This is a genomic window from Arthrobacter sp. TJ-170, from assembly GCF_058269305.1.
On record NZ_JBZCNL010000013.1, the window covers coordinates 13,932 to 32,274 of the forward strand.

Annotated in this window: 19 protein-coding genes; 8 read left to right on the plus strand and 11 right to left on the minus strand. The window is 61.8% G+C overall.

What is annotated here, in order from left to right:
- Positions 1-7 precede the first annotated feature (7 nt).
- Positions 8-1,414, minus strand: coding sequence for an esterase/lipase family protein (locus AC4D1W_RS16370; protein WP_490899449.1), 1,407 nt, complete (start codon positions 1,412-1,414; stop codon positions 8-10).
- A gap of 751 nt (positions 1,415-2,165) precedes the next feature.
- The gene (locus AC4D1W_RS16375; RefSeq protein ID WP_490899450.1) at positions 2,166-2,645 is read right to left on the minus strand and encodes a hypothetical protein; all 480 of its coding nucleotides are present in this window, start codon (positions 2,643-2,645) and stop codon (positions 2,166-2,168) included.
- A gap of 535 nt (positions 2,646-3,180) precedes the next feature.
- On the opposite strand from AC4D1W_RS16375, the gene AC4D1W_RS16380 reads away from it, so the two are divergent.
- Positions 3,181-4,065: an SAM-dependent methyltransferase gene (locus AC4D1W_RS16380; RefSeq protein WP_490893053.1), complete on the plus strand. Its 885-nt coding sequence runs from the start codon at positions 3,181-3,183 to the stop codon at positions 4,063-4,065.
- A 50-nt stretch (positions 4,066-4,115) separates the two neighbouring features.
- On the opposite strand, the gene AC4D1W_RS16385 is transcribed toward AC4D1W_RS16380, so the two are convergent.
- From AC4D1W_RS16385 to AC4D1W_RS16395, 3 genes are read right to left on the minus strand one after another with little or no spacing between them, the layout of a single operon-like run.
- Positions 4,116-4,883 (minus strand): SCO1664 family protein, encoded by a 768-nt coding sequence (locus AC4D1W_RS16385; RefSeq protein ID WP_490899451.1) that lies wholly within the window; start codon positions 4,881-4,883, stop codon positions 4,116-4,118.
- Positions 4,883-5,434 carry a DUF3090 domain-containing protein gene (locus tag AC4D1W_RS16390; RefSeq protein ID WP_490899452.1) on the minus strand — a complete coding sequence of 184 codons (552 nt, stop codon included), beginning with the start codon at positions 5,432-5,434 and terminating at the stop codon, positions 4,883-4,885. The genes AC4D1W_RS16385 and AC4D1W_RS16390 overlap by 1 nt, the downstream gene beginning before the upstream one ends.
- 15 nt (positions 5,435-5,449) lie before the next feature.
- Entirely contained in the window at positions 5,450-6,163 is a 714-nt protein-coding gene (locus AC4D1W_RS16395) for a histidine phosphatase family protein (protein ID WP_490899453.1), read from the minus strand.
- A gap of 730 nt (positions 6,164-6,893) precedes the next feature.
- Here AC4D1W_RS16395 and AC4D1W_RS16400 point away from each other — a divergent pair.
- The 3 genes from AC4D1W_RS16400 to AC4D1W_RS16410 all read left to right on the plus strand — a co-directional run bounded on the left by AC4D1W_RS16400 (position 6,894) and on the right by AC4D1W_RS16410 (position 8,400).
- The gene (locus AC4D1W_RS16400) at positions 6,894-7,433 is read left to right on the plus strand and encodes a lysyl oxidase family protein (protein WP_490893057.1); all 540 of its coding nucleotides are present in this window, start codon (positions 6,894-6,896) and stop codon (positions 7,431-7,433) included.
- A gap of 79 nt (positions 7,434-7,512) precedes the next feature.
- Positions 7,513-8,073 (plus strand): phosphoribosyltransferase family protein, encoded by a 561-nt coding sequence (locus AC4D1W_RS16405; protein WP_490893058.1) that lies wholly within the window; start codon positions 7,513-7,515, stop codon positions 8,071-8,073.
- Positions 8,074-8,244: 171 nt separating this feature from the next.
- Positions 8,245-8,400 carry a hypothetical protein gene (locus AC4D1W_RS16410; RefSeq protein WP_490899454.1) on the plus strand — a complete coding sequence of 52 codons (156 nt, stop codon included), beginning with the start codon at positions 8,245-8,247 and terminating at the stop codon, positions 8,398-8,400.
- Between the two features lie 64 nt (positions 8,401-8,464).
- On the opposite strand, the gene AC4D1W_RS16415 is transcribed toward AC4D1W_RS16410, so the two are convergent.
- The 3 genes from AC4D1W_RS16415 to AC4D1W_RS16425 form a co-directional block, all read right to left on the minus strand.
- Positions 8,465-9,859, minus strand: a complete 1,395-nt coding sequence (locus AC4D1W_RS16415; protein ID WP_490899455.1) for an FAD-binding oxidoreductase — start codon at positions 9,857-9,859, stop codon at positions 8,465-8,467.
- A gap of 201 nt (positions 9,860-10,060) precedes the next feature.
- A complete protein-coding gene (locus tag AC4D1W_RS16420) occupies positions 10,061-10,717 on the minus strand; it encodes an HNH endonuclease family protein (protein ID WP_490899456.1) in 657 nt (218 codons plus the stop codon).
- Positions 10,718-10,928: 211 nt separating this feature from the next.
- A complete protein-coding gene (locus AC4D1W_RS16425; RefSeq protein ID WP_490899457.1) occupies positions 10,929-11,867 on the minus strand; it encodes a DMT family transporter in 939 nt (312 codons plus the stop codon).
- On the opposite strand from AC4D1W_RS16425, the gene AC4D1W_RS16430 reads away from it, so the two are divergent.
- Together AC4D1W_RS16430 and AC4D1W_RS16435 are read left to right on the plus strand one after the other, a co-directional pair.
- Entirely contained in the window at positions 11,866-13,278 is a 1,413-nt protein-coding gene (locus AC4D1W_RS16430; RefSeq protein ID WP_490899458.1) for an aminotransferase-like domain-containing protein, read from the plus strand. The genes AC4D1W_RS16425 and AC4D1W_RS16430 overlap by 2 nt on opposite strands.
- Positions 13,279-13,391: 113 nt before the next feature.
- Positions 13,392-14,237, plus strand: coding sequence for a hypothetical protein (locus AC4D1W_RS16435; RefSeq protein ID WP_490899459.1), 846 nt, complete (start codon positions 13,392-13,394; stop codon positions 14,235-14,237).
- 45 nt (positions 14,238-14,282) lie between these two features.
- Here the strand turns inward: AC4D1W_RS16435 and AC4D1W_RS16440 are convergent, their stop codons facing one another.
- Positions 14,283-14,483 carry a hypothetical protein gene (locus AC4D1W_RS16440; RefSeq protein WP_490899460.1) on the minus strand — a complete coding sequence of 67 codons (201 nt, stop codon included), beginning with the start codon at positions 14,481-14,483 and terminating at the stop codon, positions 14,283-14,285.
- 177 nt (positions 14,484-14,660) lie between these two features.
- Between AC4D1W_RS16440 and AC4D1W_RS16445 the strand changes: the two genes are divergently transcribed.
- Positions 14,661-16,115: a protein adenylyltransferase SelO gene (locus AC4D1W_RS16445; protein ID WP_490899461.1), complete on the plus strand. Its 1,455-nt coding sequence runs from the start codon at positions 14,661-14,663 to the stop codon at positions 16,113-16,115.
- Positions 16,116-16,343: 228 nt separating this feature from the next.
- Positions 16,344-16,592 (plus strand): SCO4226 family nickel-binding protein, encoded by a 249-nt coding sequence (locus AC4D1W_RS16450; RefSeq protein WP_490893066.1) that lies wholly within the window; start codon positions 16,344-16,346, stop codon positions 16,590-16,592.
- A 104-nt stretch (positions 16,593-16,696) separates the two neighbouring features.
- On the opposite strand, the gene AC4D1W_RS16455 is transcribed toward AC4D1W_RS16450, so the two are convergent.
- Both AC4D1W_RS16455 and AC4D1W_RS16460 read right to left on the minus strand, forming a co-directional pair.
- Positions 16,697-17,056, minus strand: a complete 360-nt coding sequence (locus AC4D1W_RS16455) for an ArsR/SmtB family transcription factor (RefSeq protein ID WP_490893067.1) — start codon at positions 17,054-17,056, stop codon at positions 16,697-16,699.
- The gene (locus AC4D1W_RS16460) at positions 17,053-18,297 is read right to left on the minus strand and encodes an MFS transporter (protein ID WP_490899462.1); all 1,245 of its coding nucleotides are present in this window, start codon (positions 18,295-18,297) and stop codon (positions 17,053-17,055) included. Before AC4D1W_RS16460 ends, AC4D1W_RS16455 begins: the two co-directional genes overlap by 4 nt.
- Positions 18,298-18,343: the final 46 nt, after the last annotated feature.

Here is an 18,343-nt window from a genome sequence, read left to right on the forward strand (position 1 = left end):
AATCTCTTCAAAGTTCGAGCGATCGCGGGGTGACCCTGATTTCGATACCTGCGTTGCGGCCCAGCAAGTCCTGAGACAATTCTGGGACGGCTATGCGGCCAACCCAACGAAATTCTGTGCCGTCTTTGTCTTCCAGCTGATCCTTCTGCGCCGGATTCCAGTCACGGAGGGAGGTTGGAATCGTGGAGTTCCAGGCAGCCCATGCTTTGGGTAGGGGAGCGTTAGCGGAGGGAGGCTCAATGTCCACGAGTAGCGTGTCCTGCCAGTCCTCCGTCTGCTCCAGATGATCGTCGAAGAAGAAGTGCCCTTCTCGTTCTCTGATGGACATGAGCCGCAGCTTGACGGCGTGACGCAGTCGCGGTAACTCTTTTCCTCCCACTCGAGGGCGTGGTGCTGTCGATGAGAGGAAGGTCGTTAGCAAAGGTATAGGGGAGTCGATGGGGTCTCCTTCTTTCCAGCGCTCAATCCGCACGGGACAATAATGGGCTGCGCTTTGCTCGTGGAGGAGGACTGGAAGTCCGCGGATTGCCAAGGCGACATCGAGTTGGAACTCGATGTCCGCCGGAGCTGCCTTTCCTACAGCGAACCCAAAGAGCTCGACTTCGATCTTGAGGTCGCCGAAGAGGAAGCGCTGGAGGTTTTGGTAGCCCTCTTCGGAGTTGACGATGCCGTAGCGTCCGCTGTGGCTGCGGTGCACTATCGCGAGTGGTGCGTCCTGGACTGCTGCATTGTCGATTTGTACCAAGCCGTCGCTGCGGGCCCCTACAGCTGCGGAGGACAATCCGAAGGCGACGTCGTAGTCCTCTGGGTTCGAGCCGATGAGGCAGAACAGTTCACTTACCGGGAATCCGTTTTCTGGCATGACGGTCGGTATGAAGTCTTCACGGGATAATTTCTGCCTCAATGCTGGCGGCGTCAGGTAGTCATACATGCGGTCGGGCCCAAAAACATCTGCTTCGTTGATCCCAGTTGCGTCTCGGATGCGCTCTAACACCCCGAAACCCCCGGAGAAGTGAATTCCGCCGTGTGGGGTGGCGTATGTGAAGACTCTTGCGACGTAACGCGTTCCTGCAGCGGGGTCCAGCTCACTCTGGTTGGCGGTGAGGCTTTCTGGGATTACGCGTTGCAGGAGCGCCCGGCAGATGAGCCCGCCCATGGAGTGGGCAACAAGGAATACTTTGGGTGCGCCTGTCTTATAGAGCACAAGCTTGATCAGTTCGAACAGATCTCGGGCGGCATCCTCAAACGAGAAGCTCTCGGCGTCCTTGGCGAACGTGTCCGCTGAGTCGTCGTAAAATCGGTGAATCCAGACTGATGCGGAATTAACGGTGCCTGGGTTCACTCCGTTCAGAAAAGTCCACTGGTCCCCATGGACTAGTACTTCGTACTTGTGGTCGGTGACAAGCCGGAGCATCGGTGATTCAAACTGGTGAAACGCAGCTCTTCCGCTACTGCTGGCCCGTACGTGAACAGAGCCCTGACTGAAGCCGTAGAACGGATCGTCGACAGCGGAATTGATGGCAGAACTCGTGCCTGCAAATCCTCGGACGTAAATGACTGGAAGCCTGCCATCGTCGCCAGGAATTCCCATTTTCTACACCCCGTCCAAAGCGAAAATCACTTCTTGGACACATGAATATCCTCAGATTCGGTGGGAGTGTCAAGGCCTTCGTCCCCGCGCGACTTGCCTTGGACTCCGTTGGAGTGCACTGATGGATCTTCAGGGTCTTCAACAATTTCGTTCAATGAATCTTGCCCAACTTCTAGCCGATTCTGGCGGCGCGACGGAACCCTACCAACACCTCGAGCGGGCATGCAAGCAACTGATCCGGCGTCCACTCGGTCGGAAGTTTCCGTGCGTCCGACTTCTTGATGGGAAGCGGCCGCTTGATGCCGCACGAGGGAAAAATGAACTAGCCGTCCAGGCAGCCAAGAACGGTGGCAGGAGCATCGCACCTGTGAAGGCACGGACGTCTCGACCCCGAGGGCTGGGAGCTGCCGAATGCGCTCGGACTCTACACCGAAGCCGACAGTCTCCGCCTGGCCGGCCAGCTACGGGACGCGGGCCGCGCTCGACTGTGAAGGGCAGACAAGGCATCGACCAAATAGAACAGTTCAGATCTGGGGCCGCCGTTATCCCGACTCTCGGTTCGGATCTAGAATCGTCACCGCGGGGAAGTCCCCTTGTCTTCCACATCATCTACGAACGCTGCTTGAATCGTGTATTGCTGAAAGAGCGGAATGGCATCTTGCAGGGGCAGGTGTCCGAGGTCCAGCGCCGCTTTCAGCCCCTCAAGTTGGGCATTGCATGCCTCTGCTGCGCTCACCTTTGTGGCCACTGAGTGCGAGTTGGCCAAACCGGTCGATATGGCAGCGACGACGGACATCAGCATCGCTGCGAGACAGAGCGCCTGCCAAACTACGGAGCTTTGTTCCAGCGTCAGCGCTTCTTGAACCCCCGCAGCGAACTCGGTGCCGCCGAAGGCGGGGCCTGCTGTGAGACCGGCAGCTAGCGCGCTACCAATGACGCTTGTCGTGGCCAGCCTGTTCCGGCGAGGTCGTGCATGACGCAGGAACACCCTGATAGCTGACTGCCGCTGCTCGATGTTTGCGATCAGTTTCTGACGAGCCTCTCGTTCCTTCATGACTTTCTCCCTAAGGCGGCGGTTATGGGCGATCTACCCGCCCTGAGAGGATGATCGCCGAATACTCGTGGGCGGCGCCGACACCTCGAAAGCTTACGGCGTCCCCTGTTGAGCTGCATCGGAAACCGCGCCTGAACCATATCCAATCGAGGCCTTGTGGTATTCCCGACGCGTTACTACCAGGACGTTCACACAAGGATGTGGGCTGCCCAGGGATTTCGGACAGTGGGCACCCTTACCCTGGGTGCTACTGAATAAGAGCTTTGCGGGATAACTCGGTGACATCGAGGTAACACCAAGGATGCCCTCTGCAGTTCCGGCGAGCAGTGCCTTACGGACCGAAGATCGGGTACCTTCTGGTTTGCGGATTTGAGGATGTCAGGTTGAGGTTCAACATAGCGCTACCTGACTGGAGGCGCACGAACCGATCGTCTGCTAGTTGGCGGTTTTCGTTATCAAGCCAGCAATCCCATATCTTCTATGGGATCCGGTCCAGGCCTTCCGATGGCATGGATCGGCGTTGTAGTGTGACGGCGTGATCGTCCCTAACATTTCGCAGAACGCCGTGGCGGTAGCGGATCACTACGACGAGCTCGATCCGATTTATCGTCGAGTGTGGGGTGAGCACGTCCATCACGGGCTATGGACGACGGGTCGCGAAACTCCGGTCGAGGCGGTCGAGGCGCTTGTCGACGCGGTCGGCGATCGGCTGCGGCTTATGCCTGGCGAGGCGTGCGTGGACATCGGCTGCGGCTATGGCTCCACCGCGAGGCAGCTCGCGGTGACACGCAGCGCCCGCGTTACCGGCTTCACGCTTTCCTCTGAACAGGCCCACTACGCCGCCGCACATCCCGCACCCGACGTGGACATCCATCTCCGCGACTGGCTCGTCAACGGGCTGACCGATGCTTCGGCCAATGCCGCATGGGCGATCGAGTCGAGCGAGCACATGGTCGACAAGCCCGCGTTCTTCGCCGAGGCGCATCGCGTACTGTCGCCCGGCGGACGCTTCGTCGTCTGCGCGTGGCTCGCCGAGACTGATGCTAGCGGTTGGAAGGTCCGCCACCTGCTCGAACCGATTTGCCGGGAAGGACGGCTGCCCTCGATGGGCACGCGCGAGGAATATGAGGCGATGGCAATGGCTGCGGGTTTTGCGATCGTTGGCTATGAGGATGTCAGCCGCCGCGTCGCGCGCACATGGACGATCTGCGCCCGTCGACTTGTGAAGGCGATGTTCGTCGATCGTGAGATCCGTCGCCTAGCCCTTGGCGGACGCAATCGCATCTCCGTTCTGACCTTCCCCCGCCTGATCCTGGCGTACCGCACCGGTGCGATGCGCTATGGGATATTCACTCTGTCGAAGGCGAGGGAGAACGGGGCGCCAGACGAACCCGGCAGATTTCCTGAGCCGAGGCTTTAGGCAACTACGTCCGCATCAACCCCAAGTCGTGGATGCCTGTAGCCATTCACTTAGAACAATGGCCAGGGCACCGCCGTCATCCCGCTGCCCGGAGCGGGAAACCGCCCTCCCGCGCACAAGCGGGCGCAACGCGCGGCGAGCGCGCCGACCTCTTCGGCTGTGAGCACTTCCGCCAGGTCTCGGCCGAGTTCACCGTGCAAGCCCTCGCTGACGCGATCGACGCCGTCGAGTTCCTCGGCGCTCAGAGGGTCGCCCAGCCACCCCCAGAGCACGGTGCGCAACTTGTGGTCACTGTGGAAGGTGAGCCCGTGGTCGACGCCATACCGGTGTCCGTCCTCCATGGCAAGGACGTGATCGCCTTTGCGGTCGGCGTTGTTGACCACCACGTCGAACACGGCCATGCGTCTCAGTGCCGGCGTGTCCTCGTGAACGAGGGCGACCATCCTACCCTTCTCGTCCTGACCCTCGAGGACCTTTTTCCAACCGGTCTTGGGTACGTCGTCCGTCGGGACTAGGTCCACCGCATGTTGGTCGGGGTCTGTCTCCTGCCAGAGCTGCACCATGCCCTCGCCGAACGGACCGTCGCGCAGCCACGTGCGTGGCACGAGGTTCCAGCCAAGGGCCTCCGAGACCAGATAGGCAGCCATCTCGCGGTGGGCAAGGAAGCCGTCGGGGAAGTCCCACAGTGGACGTTCGCCTGCCATCGGCTTGTACACGACCGTCGTGGCGCCGATGCTGCCCAGAAAGGTGGCGTTCGACGCCGTCGTGATGCGGCCCGTGAGCGTCAGCTCGGCGGTCATCAAATCTGGCGCCGGCATCAGACTTCGGGAATGGCGCAGGTGTGCCCGTCTGCGTCGATCGGCTGACCGCACAGCACGCAGATTGGACGCCCGGCACCCACCACCTCCCGGGTCCGCTTGGCGAATGCGCGGGCGGTACCGACCGGCATGCGCACCCGCAGCACTTCGGAGGCGTCAGTGTCGTCGTCGTCAGGGAATGCGTCTTCCTCGGCATCGACGTCGGTGAGCGGATAGGCCTCGACGACGATCTGCGCCGTCGTCGGGTCCCATCCCAAGCTCATGACGCCGGTTCGGAACTGTTCCTGAACCGGCTCAAGCTGGTCATTGTCGACGAGTTCGATGGGCGTACTCGTGGGAACGCTGAACGGGTTGCCCTCGATCGTGATGAGCTGATCGAGGACCTCGTCGATCTTCTCGGCGAGCTGGGCCGACTGCTGCTTCTCCAGTGCAATACTAACGATCTGCTTCCCTGCACGTACCTGCAGGTAGAACGTGCGCTGCCCCGGAACGCCGATGGTTCCGACGACGACGCGGTCAGGCCAGGCGAACTCGTGAACAGTTGTAGGCATAGGGCTATTTTAGGGTCATCGGGCTGATGGCGCCGTGTGGCCTGCGCCACCACCCACCGGGGCATCGTCGGCGTTGACAGAGTTCGCCAACCACGACAGGTCTCCGGCGTCGGTGTTGGTTGCGTAGACGCTTGGCCGGCTTGTGCCATAACGCACGATCGATACAGAAGCCGGGCCCACGTTGATGCGCTGGAACATATCGAGGTGCATGCCGAGCGCGTCGGCGAGGATCGACTTGATGATGTCACCATGACTTACCGCCACCCACACTGCCTCTGCCCCGTGCTCGGCTTCGAAGGCTGCATCGCGGTGTCGAATCGCTGCCACGGACCGGGCTTGCATCGCGGCCATGGATTCGCCGCCCGGAAAAGTGACAGCGGACGGTTGCGACTGCACGACCGACCACAGATCCTCGGTCGCGAGATCACTGAGCGTACGGCCCTGCCACTGGCCGTAATCGCACTCAGTCAGACAGGAGTCGAGCTTGATATCGATCGGCTCCTGTGCGGTGCCGGCCTGGCGATCGAGGATGAACTGAGCGGTCTGCCGACAACGCTCGAGGGGGCTCGAGACCACTCCGACGATGGGCACGGTCGCAAGCCGGTCAGCGGTCAGTGCCGCTTGGTCGCGGCCGATCTGGTCCAGGCCGACGCCATCGGCTCGCCCGGCCAGCAACCCAGAGGCATTCGCTGTGGTGCGGCCGTGCCGCACGAGAAGAACTGTCGCCATTCACCCAGCGTAACCATCTGCCCGACCCGCAGCCCTCGACCAGATTGAATCGAGCAACGGATATCCCGATCGCAATGGCCTAATAGCTAGTTCTGTCCGCGAACGAGATGCACTTCACCCTGGTGCGAGTCTGTGGCGGCAGGCGCTGTTGGGGAGAAGGATCCATTGGATGCCTGCAAGCTGCTGCTCTTGTTGTTGCTTTCCAGCGGGCAACAATTGGCAGATGGGGACCTCAAGAGAGCAAGCCGAACTTCGCCACTCCAAAGCATTGCTCGCGGAATACAGGGCTAGGGCTGTTGAGAACATGAGCGCTCTGAAGTGGCGGCCAGAACCACGATCGATCAGTGCATAAAACCGCCCTCAGGAGGATGATGTGTGATATGCGCTACCGCAGCGCAGGCACATCAGAACCCAGGGGGCCGTCATGTCACCCAATTCGCAAGCGGCGCGCTGTTGCCTCGCCACGGCTGTTGTACTGTTTGCCAGCTCCTGTACACCGGCGAATAACTCACCGGGTGAAGGTCCGGCCAGCAGCGTTGACGGTGCGGCAACCGTCGGTCCGGCAGCGTCGAGCGAGGCGGAACCGGACCCAGCTGCGAGCGCTCCGGCTACAGGGGATCTACTGCCGGATCTGGCTATGTTGCCGCTTGATTCGTTTCACATGGCCTACGAAGGCGATCGCAGGGTCCTCCGCTTTGATGCGTCCATAGTGAACAAAGGAGACGGCCCCTTGGACGTCATTGGCGTTAGGCCGAGCGTGCTGGCACGCGAACTGCAGGTCACCCAGAACATTCTCCAGGCTGACGGCAGCGTGCGGGAAGTTGAAACGGAAGCCATCATGCAGTACGAAGTCGAAGACGGTCACAACCACTTTCACGTACAGGAATTCCAGCGCTATCAGCTCCGCCCGGCGGACAGCACCGAGTGGCGCGGATCGCGCAAGGAAGGATGGTGCCTGCGCGACGACGGCAACCTCGGTGGCGAGCAGCGAAGGTACGACGACGAGAATTTCGACTGCGGCGCGGAAGAGGAAGCTGAAGCCTTGGAGGTACGCCAAGGGCTCTCCGAGGGGTGGGTCGACGTCTATGACTGGTATTTGGAGGGCCAGTACGTCGAGTTGGACGGGTTCACCCTGCCCGGTGATTTCTGCGTCGCTGCAGATGCGGACCCTGAACAGTTGCTGACTGAAGCATCGAGGGAAAACAACGGTACGTCCACTCTCGTTCACATCACTGAGACCGACGTATCGGTCATTCGGCAAGGCTGCTAACCGGCAGCTGTGCCGATGGCGCCGCCGACGACGGCAACCGAGTCCTCGCGCTGTCACGCCTGCCCGGTAAGCTCGGCACGTGCGAACCACTACCGATCACATCCAACTCAAAGCCCACATGGCCGGGCTGTTTGAGTGGAAATCGTCACGCACGTCTGATTACCGCTACTACGACCTTTTCCCGTGGTGGCGGGACTCAACGGTGCTCGCAGGGGTCGGCTCGCTACTCGCCGAACCGTTTCGATCGAACGACATCACACTGGTGATCGGCCCATCCGCTAGTGGCTACCTGGCAGGAGGCCTCGCTGCTAGTCACCTCGGCGTCGGTTTCTGTCCGATCCGCAAGGACCCGAGCCAGCTCTTCGACGAGGACGCGTGGATCACATCGACGAGCCCGCCCGACTACCTCGACCGCCACATCGTGTTCGGTATCCGAAAGGGACTCATCAAAGCCGGGGACAAAGTGCTGGCGGTCGACGACATCGTGGATACGGGTGGTCAGTTGTTTGCCCTCCAGTCGCTGGTACACAAGCTCGGTGCGACATGGCTTGGAGCTTCCGTCCTGGTCGATGCGCTGCACGAACACCAAACCCGCCGCAAGCTCAACCTGCGGGCGGTTTTCCATGAACGTGAGCTTTGAGCAAAGTCCTATTGAAGTATGTTCGGACGTGCGCTTGGGTGAGCGGTTACTGCAAGGTAACTTCAAGAGTCTCTCAACTAACTCTCACGAATGGACAAAACCCTTGACGCCTAAACCATTCGACAGGATGCTGAGAGTGTTGCAGCAGAGCGGGACTATCCGGGGGCGGACATGGGAACAATCAAGTGCAAGAGCTGTTCTGGCAAATGGACAGTATCGACGACCAAGACTGAAAAGGTCATCGCTGACAACCACACCTACCTGAACCCCGACCATCGGTTGGTCACGGAGTGGGAGAACGCAGAGCAGGACATGAATGCGTCCTAGCGCTTAGGCAGGTAAGTGCTTCCACGGTCCGGACAAAATGGGCTGTTCAGAGCTCCATCGGCCTTCAGTTGGGCTTGATGTTCTGGTTGAGGGTGAAGAAGTTTGTGGGGTCGTACTTGCGCTTGAGGGCCTTGAGTCGGTCATACTTGGCGGCTCCGTAAGCCTGCCTGACCCGTTCCTCGCCCTCTTCCATAAGGAAGTTGACGTACACGCCGGTGTGGTGGGGCGAAAGGGCGGACCAATAGTCGCGGGCCCATCTGCGCTCAGCGTCGAAGCCCTCGGCGGTCTTACTGTTGCCGTTGATATTGAAGGTGAACCCGGCTTGGCGGCCATTGAACGCGGTGGCACTATTGTCCACTCGCCCCACCGCTCCGCCCATTTGCCATAGAGCCACGCTCGCGACCGGCGAGGTGATACGACGGCCGTGCTCGATAACGATGTCGATGACATCGTCGGTAAGAGTTGCGACATCACAGGACCGGACGTAGTAATACCAGCCGTGAGGGAATGACGGGTCGAACATCTTCTGATGATCCAGAAACGGCTTCGGCTGACAAAGGTCGAGCACAGGGGACCCGAATTCCTTCAAAGGCCGGAGAATTCGTTCACCTTCTTCTACCAACCCCGCGTAACAAGCAGCAATCGCAAGCACGCGCCTTCCGACAAGATCCGGGGGAACAACCGGCAAAGCCGGCGCCCTGCGCTGCACGGCGATCGTCATGAGCTCATCAGGGCAATCCTCAATCCAGTCTCGGTAGAAGCGCAGCACTTCGGAAGCATCCTCCATGGCCCAGAAGACGGGACCCGCCATAACCTGGGGGCCCACATAGTTGAGCCGGAACTCAAACTCCGTGACGATGCCGAAGTTCCCCCCGCCTCCCCGTACGCCCCAGAAAAGGTCAGCGTTCTCGTCCTCGTTCGCCCTGACCAGCTCACCGTCGGCGGTGACCATATCCACGGACACAAGCTGGTCGATTGTGAGTCCGTACTTCCGCATCACCCACCCGATGCCACCACCCAATGTGAGGCCGGCAACGCCGGTATGAGTGACGATTCCAGCGGGAACAGCGAGCCCGTACTCCTGGGTTTCACGATCGAGTTCGCCAAGTAGGACACCCGCCTGGACTCGTGCCGTTCGCGCCTCCGAATCCACTCGGATCCCTTTCATCGGCGCCAGGTCGATGAGGACGCCGTCGTCGCACACTGACAGGCCGGGAAAGCTATGACCACCGCCCCGCACGGCGACCAGCAGATCCTGCGAGCGGGCGAGTCTCAGGGCAGCACGTATATCTGCGACGCCGCTGCAGCGCGCGATAAGCGCGGGGTGACGATCAATCGATCCGTTCCATACCTTGCGATGGTTGTCATAATCGACGTCACCGGGACGGACGAGTTCACCCCGAAAAGATGATTGAATTTCGTCGACAGCGCGACCGTCGACCTCCGCGCCCTGTGCCATGGACCCTCGGATCTCTCTTCTCCGAGCAGGTTCCCACTTTTGTTATGAGCTGGCAAGAGGCCGGCACCAAAGGAGAGACTGCAAGGGCGAAACCGTCTAGTTGATCCCGAACGCGTGCCGGCCAGACGTCTGCTCCAGGAGGCGAGCCGGCTCTCGGAGAGTGATCCCGTTTCGCCTCTCCTGACGGACCGGTCGTTCCGATCAGACCCTCGTGATGCTCAGCTGCATGGCGGCGCACTTGTCCGCCCACTTGATGAGCGCGGCCTTCTCCGCCTTATCGACGGTCATGCTCCAGCGTGCCTTTACGACGGTCCACTGGGCGATGTACGCGCACTGGTTCGCCGGTGGCATCCACTGCTCGGGCCCGGAGGCCTGTTTGGAGGAGTTGAGGCTGCTGGTCTGGGCGTTCAGCGAACCGGCGTAGGCGAGGTCGTTGTAGAAGGCGACCCGACGGGCTTGGGTCCAGTTCCTGGCACCGGATCCCCAGGCTTCGTGGACGGGCACCATGTGGTCGATCTGGACGGTGCTGGCTGAGGTGTGAGTCTTGTTGTCGAAGGTGGTCACCCATTTGCCGCTTGCGACGGCGCAGGGCTTGATGGTCGTGTACTTCGGGGCGACCCTGCTCTCTGTGATGAGAACCTCGGCGCGGGTGTTCTGGCAGTCCTTGTTCTGGTCGATCCACTGGCCGAAGTAACGGTTCCGGTCATAGCCAGCATTGTTCTCCACCGCCAGGGGCAAGGCACGTACCGCGGCCCTGAGATTAGTCGTGTAGGTGGTGGCGGCGTCGACCGGTGCAGCGAGCCCGGTGAAGAGAAGGCCGGTCGTAAGCGCGGCGACAAGCGCGGATTTCAATCTCATAATGTTCCCTGCAGTGCGGCGCGCCCCGAGCGGGCGCTGAAATGAGTGTGGCAGCCGGCGCTTGGGTTTTAGGCGGAACTGCGGGGAAGCTTGGGAAGAATTTCGCTGAAGACCATATGGACCGAAAGTACAATCTCAGAGCTGCCCGCGTGTGGCCTGGAGATGGCCGCTTTTCCGGATTCCGGTCGGACAGTTGTAGACGGCGGCGGTCTCAAACCTTCCGTCTGGCGTGAGGAGCCAACCGTACTCGGACGGCTATCCCCGCGCACAGGATGACCGCAATCCCACCAACGATGGTTGGGATTGTCAGCTTCTCCCCGAGTATGAGCCCGGCCCAGCAGATGCTCAAAACGGGTTGGACGAGTTGGATCTGACTCACCTGCGCCATGGGCCCGATGCCCAGTCCTCGATACCAGGCGAAAAACCCCAGAAACATGCTGACCACGCCCAGGTAGGCGAAAGAAATCCACTGGCTGCTGGTTCCTGTGGGTATTTGCTGTACTACCGAGATGACCGTGAGGAGCACCATGAGCGGTGATGCCAGGACCAGTGCCCACGAGACGGTCTGCCACGCACCTAGTTCCCGAGCGAGGAGACCGCCCTCGGCATATCCGAGGGCAGCCGCCAGGACCGCTCCCAGGAGTAACAGGTCGGCCCAGCTCAAGGGCCCGGGGCCGCCCGACTGGGTGAAGGCGAAGGCAAGAGCCGCGACCGCCCCGGCAGCAGTGGCGACCCAGAACAAGGTTGGTAGCCGTTCCCGACCGCGGAGGACTGCGACCGTAGCTGTGGCTGCCGGCAGCAGGGCGATCACCACGGCGCCGTGACTGGCGTCTGCGGAGGTCAGGGCGAACGACGTCAGAAGTGGAAAGCCCACAACGATTCCACCGGCAATAACTCCGAGCCGAACCCACTGCTGCGGTAGCGGCAGTCGCTGGCGGGTAAGGAGAAGGGCGCCAGCGGCCAGAACCGCGGCGACAACGGCCCGCGCTGAACCAATGAAGAGTGGCGATAGACCCTCCACGGCGATGCGGGTGAACGGAACTGTGAAGGAAAACGCAGCGACACCGAGAAGGCCCCACCATACGCCGGAACCTCGAAATCGCGATATCACTGGCGAATAAACTGCAGTAGCGCTACTCTTGTCTCTCATGTCTGACGATAGCAGTTCACGAATCGCCGTGCGACTCAGGGAATGGATCGCTGGCGCGCCGCCCGGTTCCCGTCTGCCGTCAACGCGTGAGCTGGTGTCCCAGTATCAAGCAAGTCCTGTCACCATTCAGAAGGTCCTGCGAAAGCTCGGCACCGAGGGGCTCATCGAGAGCCGGCCGGGCGTGGGAACGTTTGTCCGGATAGCCCCCTCCGCGCGGCCATCGGATTTCAGTTGGCAGACTGCCGCTTTGGGTTCCTTGCGCTTTCCTGTTCGTCCGACCACTGCTGCGATGCGCACCGCCCCCAACGACGTCGTCGCCTTCCACTCCGGATACCCGGACCGGGAGCTGCTCCCCGAAAGGCTCGTCCGCGCCGCCCTAGCGAGGGCAGCCAGAAGCGACGCGGCCCTCTTCAAACCGTCTACCGCAGGATTGCCCGAACTCCAGTCCTGGTTCGCGAATGAACTACGTAGTGCTACTCCCGCTGGAGTTACGCCTCCTGCCTCCAGCGATGTGATCGTTGTGCCCGGGAGCCAGAGCGGACTGAGCTCTATTTTTGGCGCTTTGGCCGGCAGCGGGCGTCCCGTTCTCATGGAATCGCCCACCTACTGGGGTGCCATCCGAGCAGCAGAACACACCGGCGTCGAGGTGACTCCCATTCCCAGCGATGCAGACGGCCCGAACCCGGAGGAGCTTGGTCGTGCCTTCGAGGAGACCGGCGCGCGCCTGTTTTACGCGCAGCCCAACTATGCCAACCCCACCGGGGCACAATGGTCGCGCCAGCGAAGCGAACAGGTGCTGGAAGTGGTACGTCAGCATGGTGCGTTCATGGTCGAAGACGACTGGGCCCATGACTTCGGCATCACCACGACCTCGGTTCCCGTCGCTGCACGAGACGACGCGGGGCACGTAATTTACCTCCGCTCGCTCACCAAGTCTGTTTCTCCTGCCATCCGTGTCGCCGCGATAATCGCGAGAGGGCCTGCGCGCGATCGTATCCTCGCCGACCAGACAGCCGAATCCATGTACGTCAGCGGCATCATGCAATCGGCTGCCCTCGACGTCGTCACGCAACCAGCCTGGCAAACGCACCTCCGCGGGTTACGGCACCAACTCCAGTCACGCCGCGATCTGCTCGCGACCAGTCTTCGGCAACACGCCCCGCGCCTTCACGTTGCGCACCTGCCCAAAGGCGGCCTCAACCTCTGGGCACAATTGCCCGACGGAACGGACCTCGAGCGATTCACCCGGGACTGCGAGTCTGCTGGTGTGCTCATCTCACCGGGTACTGAATGGTTCCCAACTGAACCACCCGGACCGTACATTCGCCTCAACTACTCCGGACCCAATCCCGCTTCGTTCGCGGACGGCGCGCGCTTCCTCAACCGGGCACTCGAAAGTTCCGCCAACTAGCACCTTGTAACGATGCCTCGTGCAAGCATGGCCCTTTCGTCAGCTCGACACTGGCTGTCCCGCGCGCAGCCCGATACTTTTGGAAGGAAAACCCCTGAGTTGAGGAGTGCACGATGACCCGAGCCAATCAGCAGTCACCCACCATTGCGACGTCGCCGCTTTTCGGCGTCGTATCCACCGCTGTCATGGGGGCACTTACCCTCATCGATCCATCAAAGCTCAACACCACGCAGCGGCGCGATACCCACGTTGCAACAGCGGTCGTGACCGGGGCTTACGTGGCGTTCACGGTTGGCGGTGCCCGTAGAACGAGCGCCCTTCTCAGGACCGTAGCCGGGCTTGCAGCGGCAGGTGTCACTTTGCGCTTCGCAGAGGCTGGGGACTCGATCGACGCGCGTCTGGAGCAGAAGCTGCGTGCGGCCGGAGTGAAGCACCCGCGCCGTTGGATGGCAGCGGGCGCGGCAGCGCTTACTTTCGCCGGGTTCCTCGGTGACCGTATCGCAGCCAGGCAAGACCTGTTCGAAGCCATGCCGCTCGATGAGCTGGAGCAGATGCGGCCTGTCGATCCTACGGTTCGGCGCCTGGTCGAAGGCATTCTAGGAGCAGCGGAGATAGCAGGGGCACCTGAGCTTCTCGCACAACTGCAGACCGCACAGGAGGTCTACTGGGATGAAAGGTTCCCGCAGTCGGTGCAGTTCCAGGTTCCGGATGAGTTGCCGCGCGCAGTCCCACACGATCACGTGTTCCCGATCCGAGGCCGATTCACGGGTAGGAAAGGGATTCCGCTCGAGATCCGGTTACAGGTATTCGACGGCAAGCTCGACCACGTCGCCATAGACGCCGCGGACCCGGAAAACACCGAAGACATCGAGAGTCTCCTGGACGGGTGGCCTGAGCCGCCGGAGGTCACCTACGTCCTTGACGGTCCGGACGGAAAGACGGCGCCCATCGGCCGCTAGGGGAAACTCCGGTCGTTCGGGCGGTCGACGTCCTCTGCCCTGGTGCTACCCAGGGAAGGGCATGAACGGAACGTCCGGCTTCCCGTCGCCATCACTGTCGCCATATGCCCTCATGGCGAGCTCGTCGGCCTTTTTCTCGTTTCCATGGACAAGGACGTACCCCTCACGGAAGTCTTTGTGGCGGGCGGGTGCAGCGTCGGTTTCCTTGTTCTCTGTATCCTTGCCCTTCCGTCGAAAAATGGACATCTCCGGCTCCTTTCCGGTTCCGTATCCCAACGGCGCCGGGCGGACGGCCCATCGCCGACATAATTCCAAAATACGCCCGGCCGATGAGGAAAGCGATAACGAAAAGGCACCGTCTGCACCGCACCACGGCGAGCGCTCGCCGGGAACAATCAGATCACCGTTCCTGTTGTCGATAGGGTGACTGTTTCAACTGCGCCAGCCATCACCCTCGATAATCACTTCGCCCGCCACCTGCCCGAAATGGGCATGTCGTGGCAGGCTGCAGATGTCGCCGATCCGGAGCTGCTTGTGTTCAATGAGCAGCTCGCAACGGAACTTGGCCTTGACGTTGATTTCCTTCGGGGTCCCGACGGCGTTCGTCTGCTGACCGGCAATCTCGTGCCTTCGGGCGCAACCCCCGTCGCACAGGCTTACGCGGGCCACCAGTTCGGCGGGTACAGTCCTCGCCTCGGCGACGGACGCGCACTGCTGCTCGGTGAGGTGACCAACCCCGCGGGTGGGCTCCGGGACATTCACCTCAAAGGCTCGGGCCGCACTCCGTTTGCACGCGGCGGCGACGGTTTGGCCGCTCTTGGCCCCATGCTGCGCGAGTATATTGCTAGCGAAGCGATGCACGCGCTCCACATCCCGACCACCCGCTCACTCGCCGTCGTCGCGACCGGCCGTCCCGTCCAGCGCGAAGAGCTGCTGCCGGGTGCCCTCCTGGCCCGGGTGGCAGCCAGCCATCTTCGCGTCGGTACTTTCCAGTACGCGCGGGCGACCGGCGATATGGCACTGCTGGAACGCGTCGCGGATTACGCCATCACACGTCACTACCCGCAGGCTGCGGAGTTCCCGAATCGCCATCTTGCCCTGCTGGAGTCGGTCATCTCAGCACAGGCGTCACTCGTGGCCCAGTGGATGCTGGTGGGATTCGTCCATGGGGTCATGAACACCGACAACATGACCATTTCCGGTGAAACCATCGACTACGGTCCGTGTGCCTTCACGGACGCCTTCAACCTTTCCGCCGTCTACAGCTCCATCGACACGATGGGCCGTTACGCCTATGCAAACCAGCCTGCAGCCGCCCACTGGAACCTGACCCGCTTCGCCGAAACGCTCCTGCCGCTGCTTCACGAGAACCAGGACGACGCCGTGAAACTCGCCGAAGAGGCGCTGAGCCGGTTCCCGTCCCAATACAGCGGCGCCTGGTCCGACGGCATGCGCGTGAAGCTGGGTCTCAGTGACGACGTCGATGCCTCCGACATCGCAGGCAAGCTCCTGACCCTGCTGGAAGAGGGTCAGATTGACTACACGTCCTTCCTGCGCAGTCTCAGCGCTGCCGCCCGCGGCAACGCTGAGACCGCGCGCGCGTTCTTCACCGACACCGCCCGTATCAATGCCTGGCTGGGGGAGTGGCGTGCGCTGAACCCGTCAGCCGACGTGATGGATCGGGTCAACCCGGTCTATATCCCGCGGAATCACCTCGTGGAGGAAGCACTTGCAGCGGCTACCGACGGAGACCTGGAACCCCTTGGGCAACTCCTTGCCGCCGTTACGGCACCGTTTGAGGAGCGCGAGGGGCTCGAGCGGTACGCCGCCGGGGCGCCCGAGGACTTCGGCTCCTACCGGACATTCTGCGGCACCTGAGAATTTGTCATTGTGCCGCTGGCCCTGCAGCGGGACAATGTGCCTACCGGCTTGGAGCACATGTTCCGACCGGCCAAGCAGCGGAGACACCGACCCAGCCTCCGCACTACCCGATGAGCCCCATCCAGCTAGGGGTTCCCGTCGGCGCAGGCGCGCGGACTGAGGCCCGCGCCACCGAGAACAGGCTTTGGGACCCTTGCTAGTCCCGTTATTCGAAGGATTACGGTCATGGCCGAATTCATGGACGTCCATCACAATATGAAAGGCATTACTGCGGAACAGCTGAAGGCTGCGCACAAGGCCGACCTTGATATTCAGTCCGAAGAGGATGTCGTATTCAAGCAGGCATGGGCAGATCCGGACAGCGGAGTGGTGTACTGCCTGTCCGAGGCACCGTCAGCAGACGCCGTGCGCCGCATCCATGAGCGTGCAGGTCACGCGCCGGACGAAGTGCACCCAGTGCCGGTTGTCGTCTGACTCTCGGACTTTGTCGACACTGCGGGTAGGGGTTATCCAGACCTGCAGGAACCACGCCTGACGCTGCTCGCTGGAGCCGTGGGTCCCCTAACAAATCGCAGTGCTCAGTCGTGTACCGGCTCGCCCGTGACGCGGTGATCGGCGTGGTTGAGGCCTTCCCGTACCAGCCGCGCAAGGTGCCCGTCCGCGATGCTGTAAATGACATTGCGGCCGCTCTTCCGGGTGGTTACCAGGCCAGAGAAACGAAGCTTGGCCAGATGCTGGCTGACAGATGTGCGGGTCGCTCCGGTGCGTTCAACCAGTGAGCTGACGTCGCCCGGTTCCTCGGAGAGTAACCAGAGGATGTGGAGCCGGGTGGGGTCGGCGAGCATTCGAAAAAGGGCCGCACCGACGTCGAGCCGGGCTTCATCCGGATTGTTCGGGTGATTCAGGCTTGGACGCGGGCCGATCGGATCATCGCTCAACGATGTACTCCTAGTCGACGATCGACGTGCCCGCCGGATGTTGCCGGCGGCTCGGCAGTCCAGAGACGTAATGCTGCTACTGCGCCAAGTGTAGCCAGTGCCGCCAGAATGAACGCCGCCGCAGGCTGGCCGGCGGCGGCTCCGACCCATCCCGCCACCGGGTAGGTGGCAATGAAGCAGGCGTGGGAGAGGGAGAACTGGGCGGTGAACAGGTAGGACCGGGTCGACTCGCTCGCTGCGCGGCGCAGAAGGCGCGCGGATGGGGTATTGATCATGGAAGTGCCGGCCCCGAGGAACGCCCACAGCAGGAGCATCACCGGCCACGGCGGCTGCACCATGGCGACAACGGCTGCTGAACAGACACCTGCCGAAACCAGGATGCTGCCGGTCACCATGAGTGTGCGGTCCCGGTAGCGCTCCAGGAGGGCCGGCGTCGTCAGCGCCACAACCATCGATCCGGCGCCGTAGCAGGCGAGCGCGATTGCCACTTCAGCGTTGGTTCCGCCGTACAGGTCCCGGACGTAGACAACGGTATTCACCAGCACGAGCGCGGTACCGCACGCCACAACCAGGTTCAATGCCAGGAGTCCGCGAAGCGAGGGTATCCGTAGGAAGATCCGCGCGCCAAGCGTAGTCCGGTGAAGCAGGGAGCCAGTTCGATCGGCCTGTGCGGGAGCGGGCAGTCTCGTCGTTATCACCAGGAGGGCAGAGACCAGGAACCCAACGACCGTGCCCACGAACAGATTGTGGTAGTTCATGACCACCAGCAACGCAGCCGCCAGCAGGGGGCTCACCAGGGACTCAAGGTCGTAGGCAAGCCGTGAGAGCGACAGCGCCTTTGTATAGTCGCGCTCCTTCGGCAGAAGCACGGGAATGACGAACTGGAACGCGGGGGTGAAGGTGGCAGAGGCCGACTGCAGTACGAAGACCAGAACGTAGATCTGCCACACCTCGTCAACGAATGGCAGCATCAGGGCAACTGCTGCACGAATGACATCAGCTGTTATCAGGACGGTCTTCTTGGGCAGACGCTCAACGAGCGCGGCCACGAGGGGCGCAACGAACACGTACGCCAGCATTTTGATCGTGAGTGCGGTACCGAGCACCGCACCGGCCCGTTCGGCGGCAAGATCGAACGCGAGGAGTCCCAGCGCTACTGTCAGCAGGCCTGTCCCAAGGAGCGCGATAGCCTGCGCCGAGAACAGGTTGCGATAGGCAGGAACCCGGAGAACCGTCAGCACAGTGCAAATATAATCCTTGAGTGCGCACGTGCGCACGCATCGACAC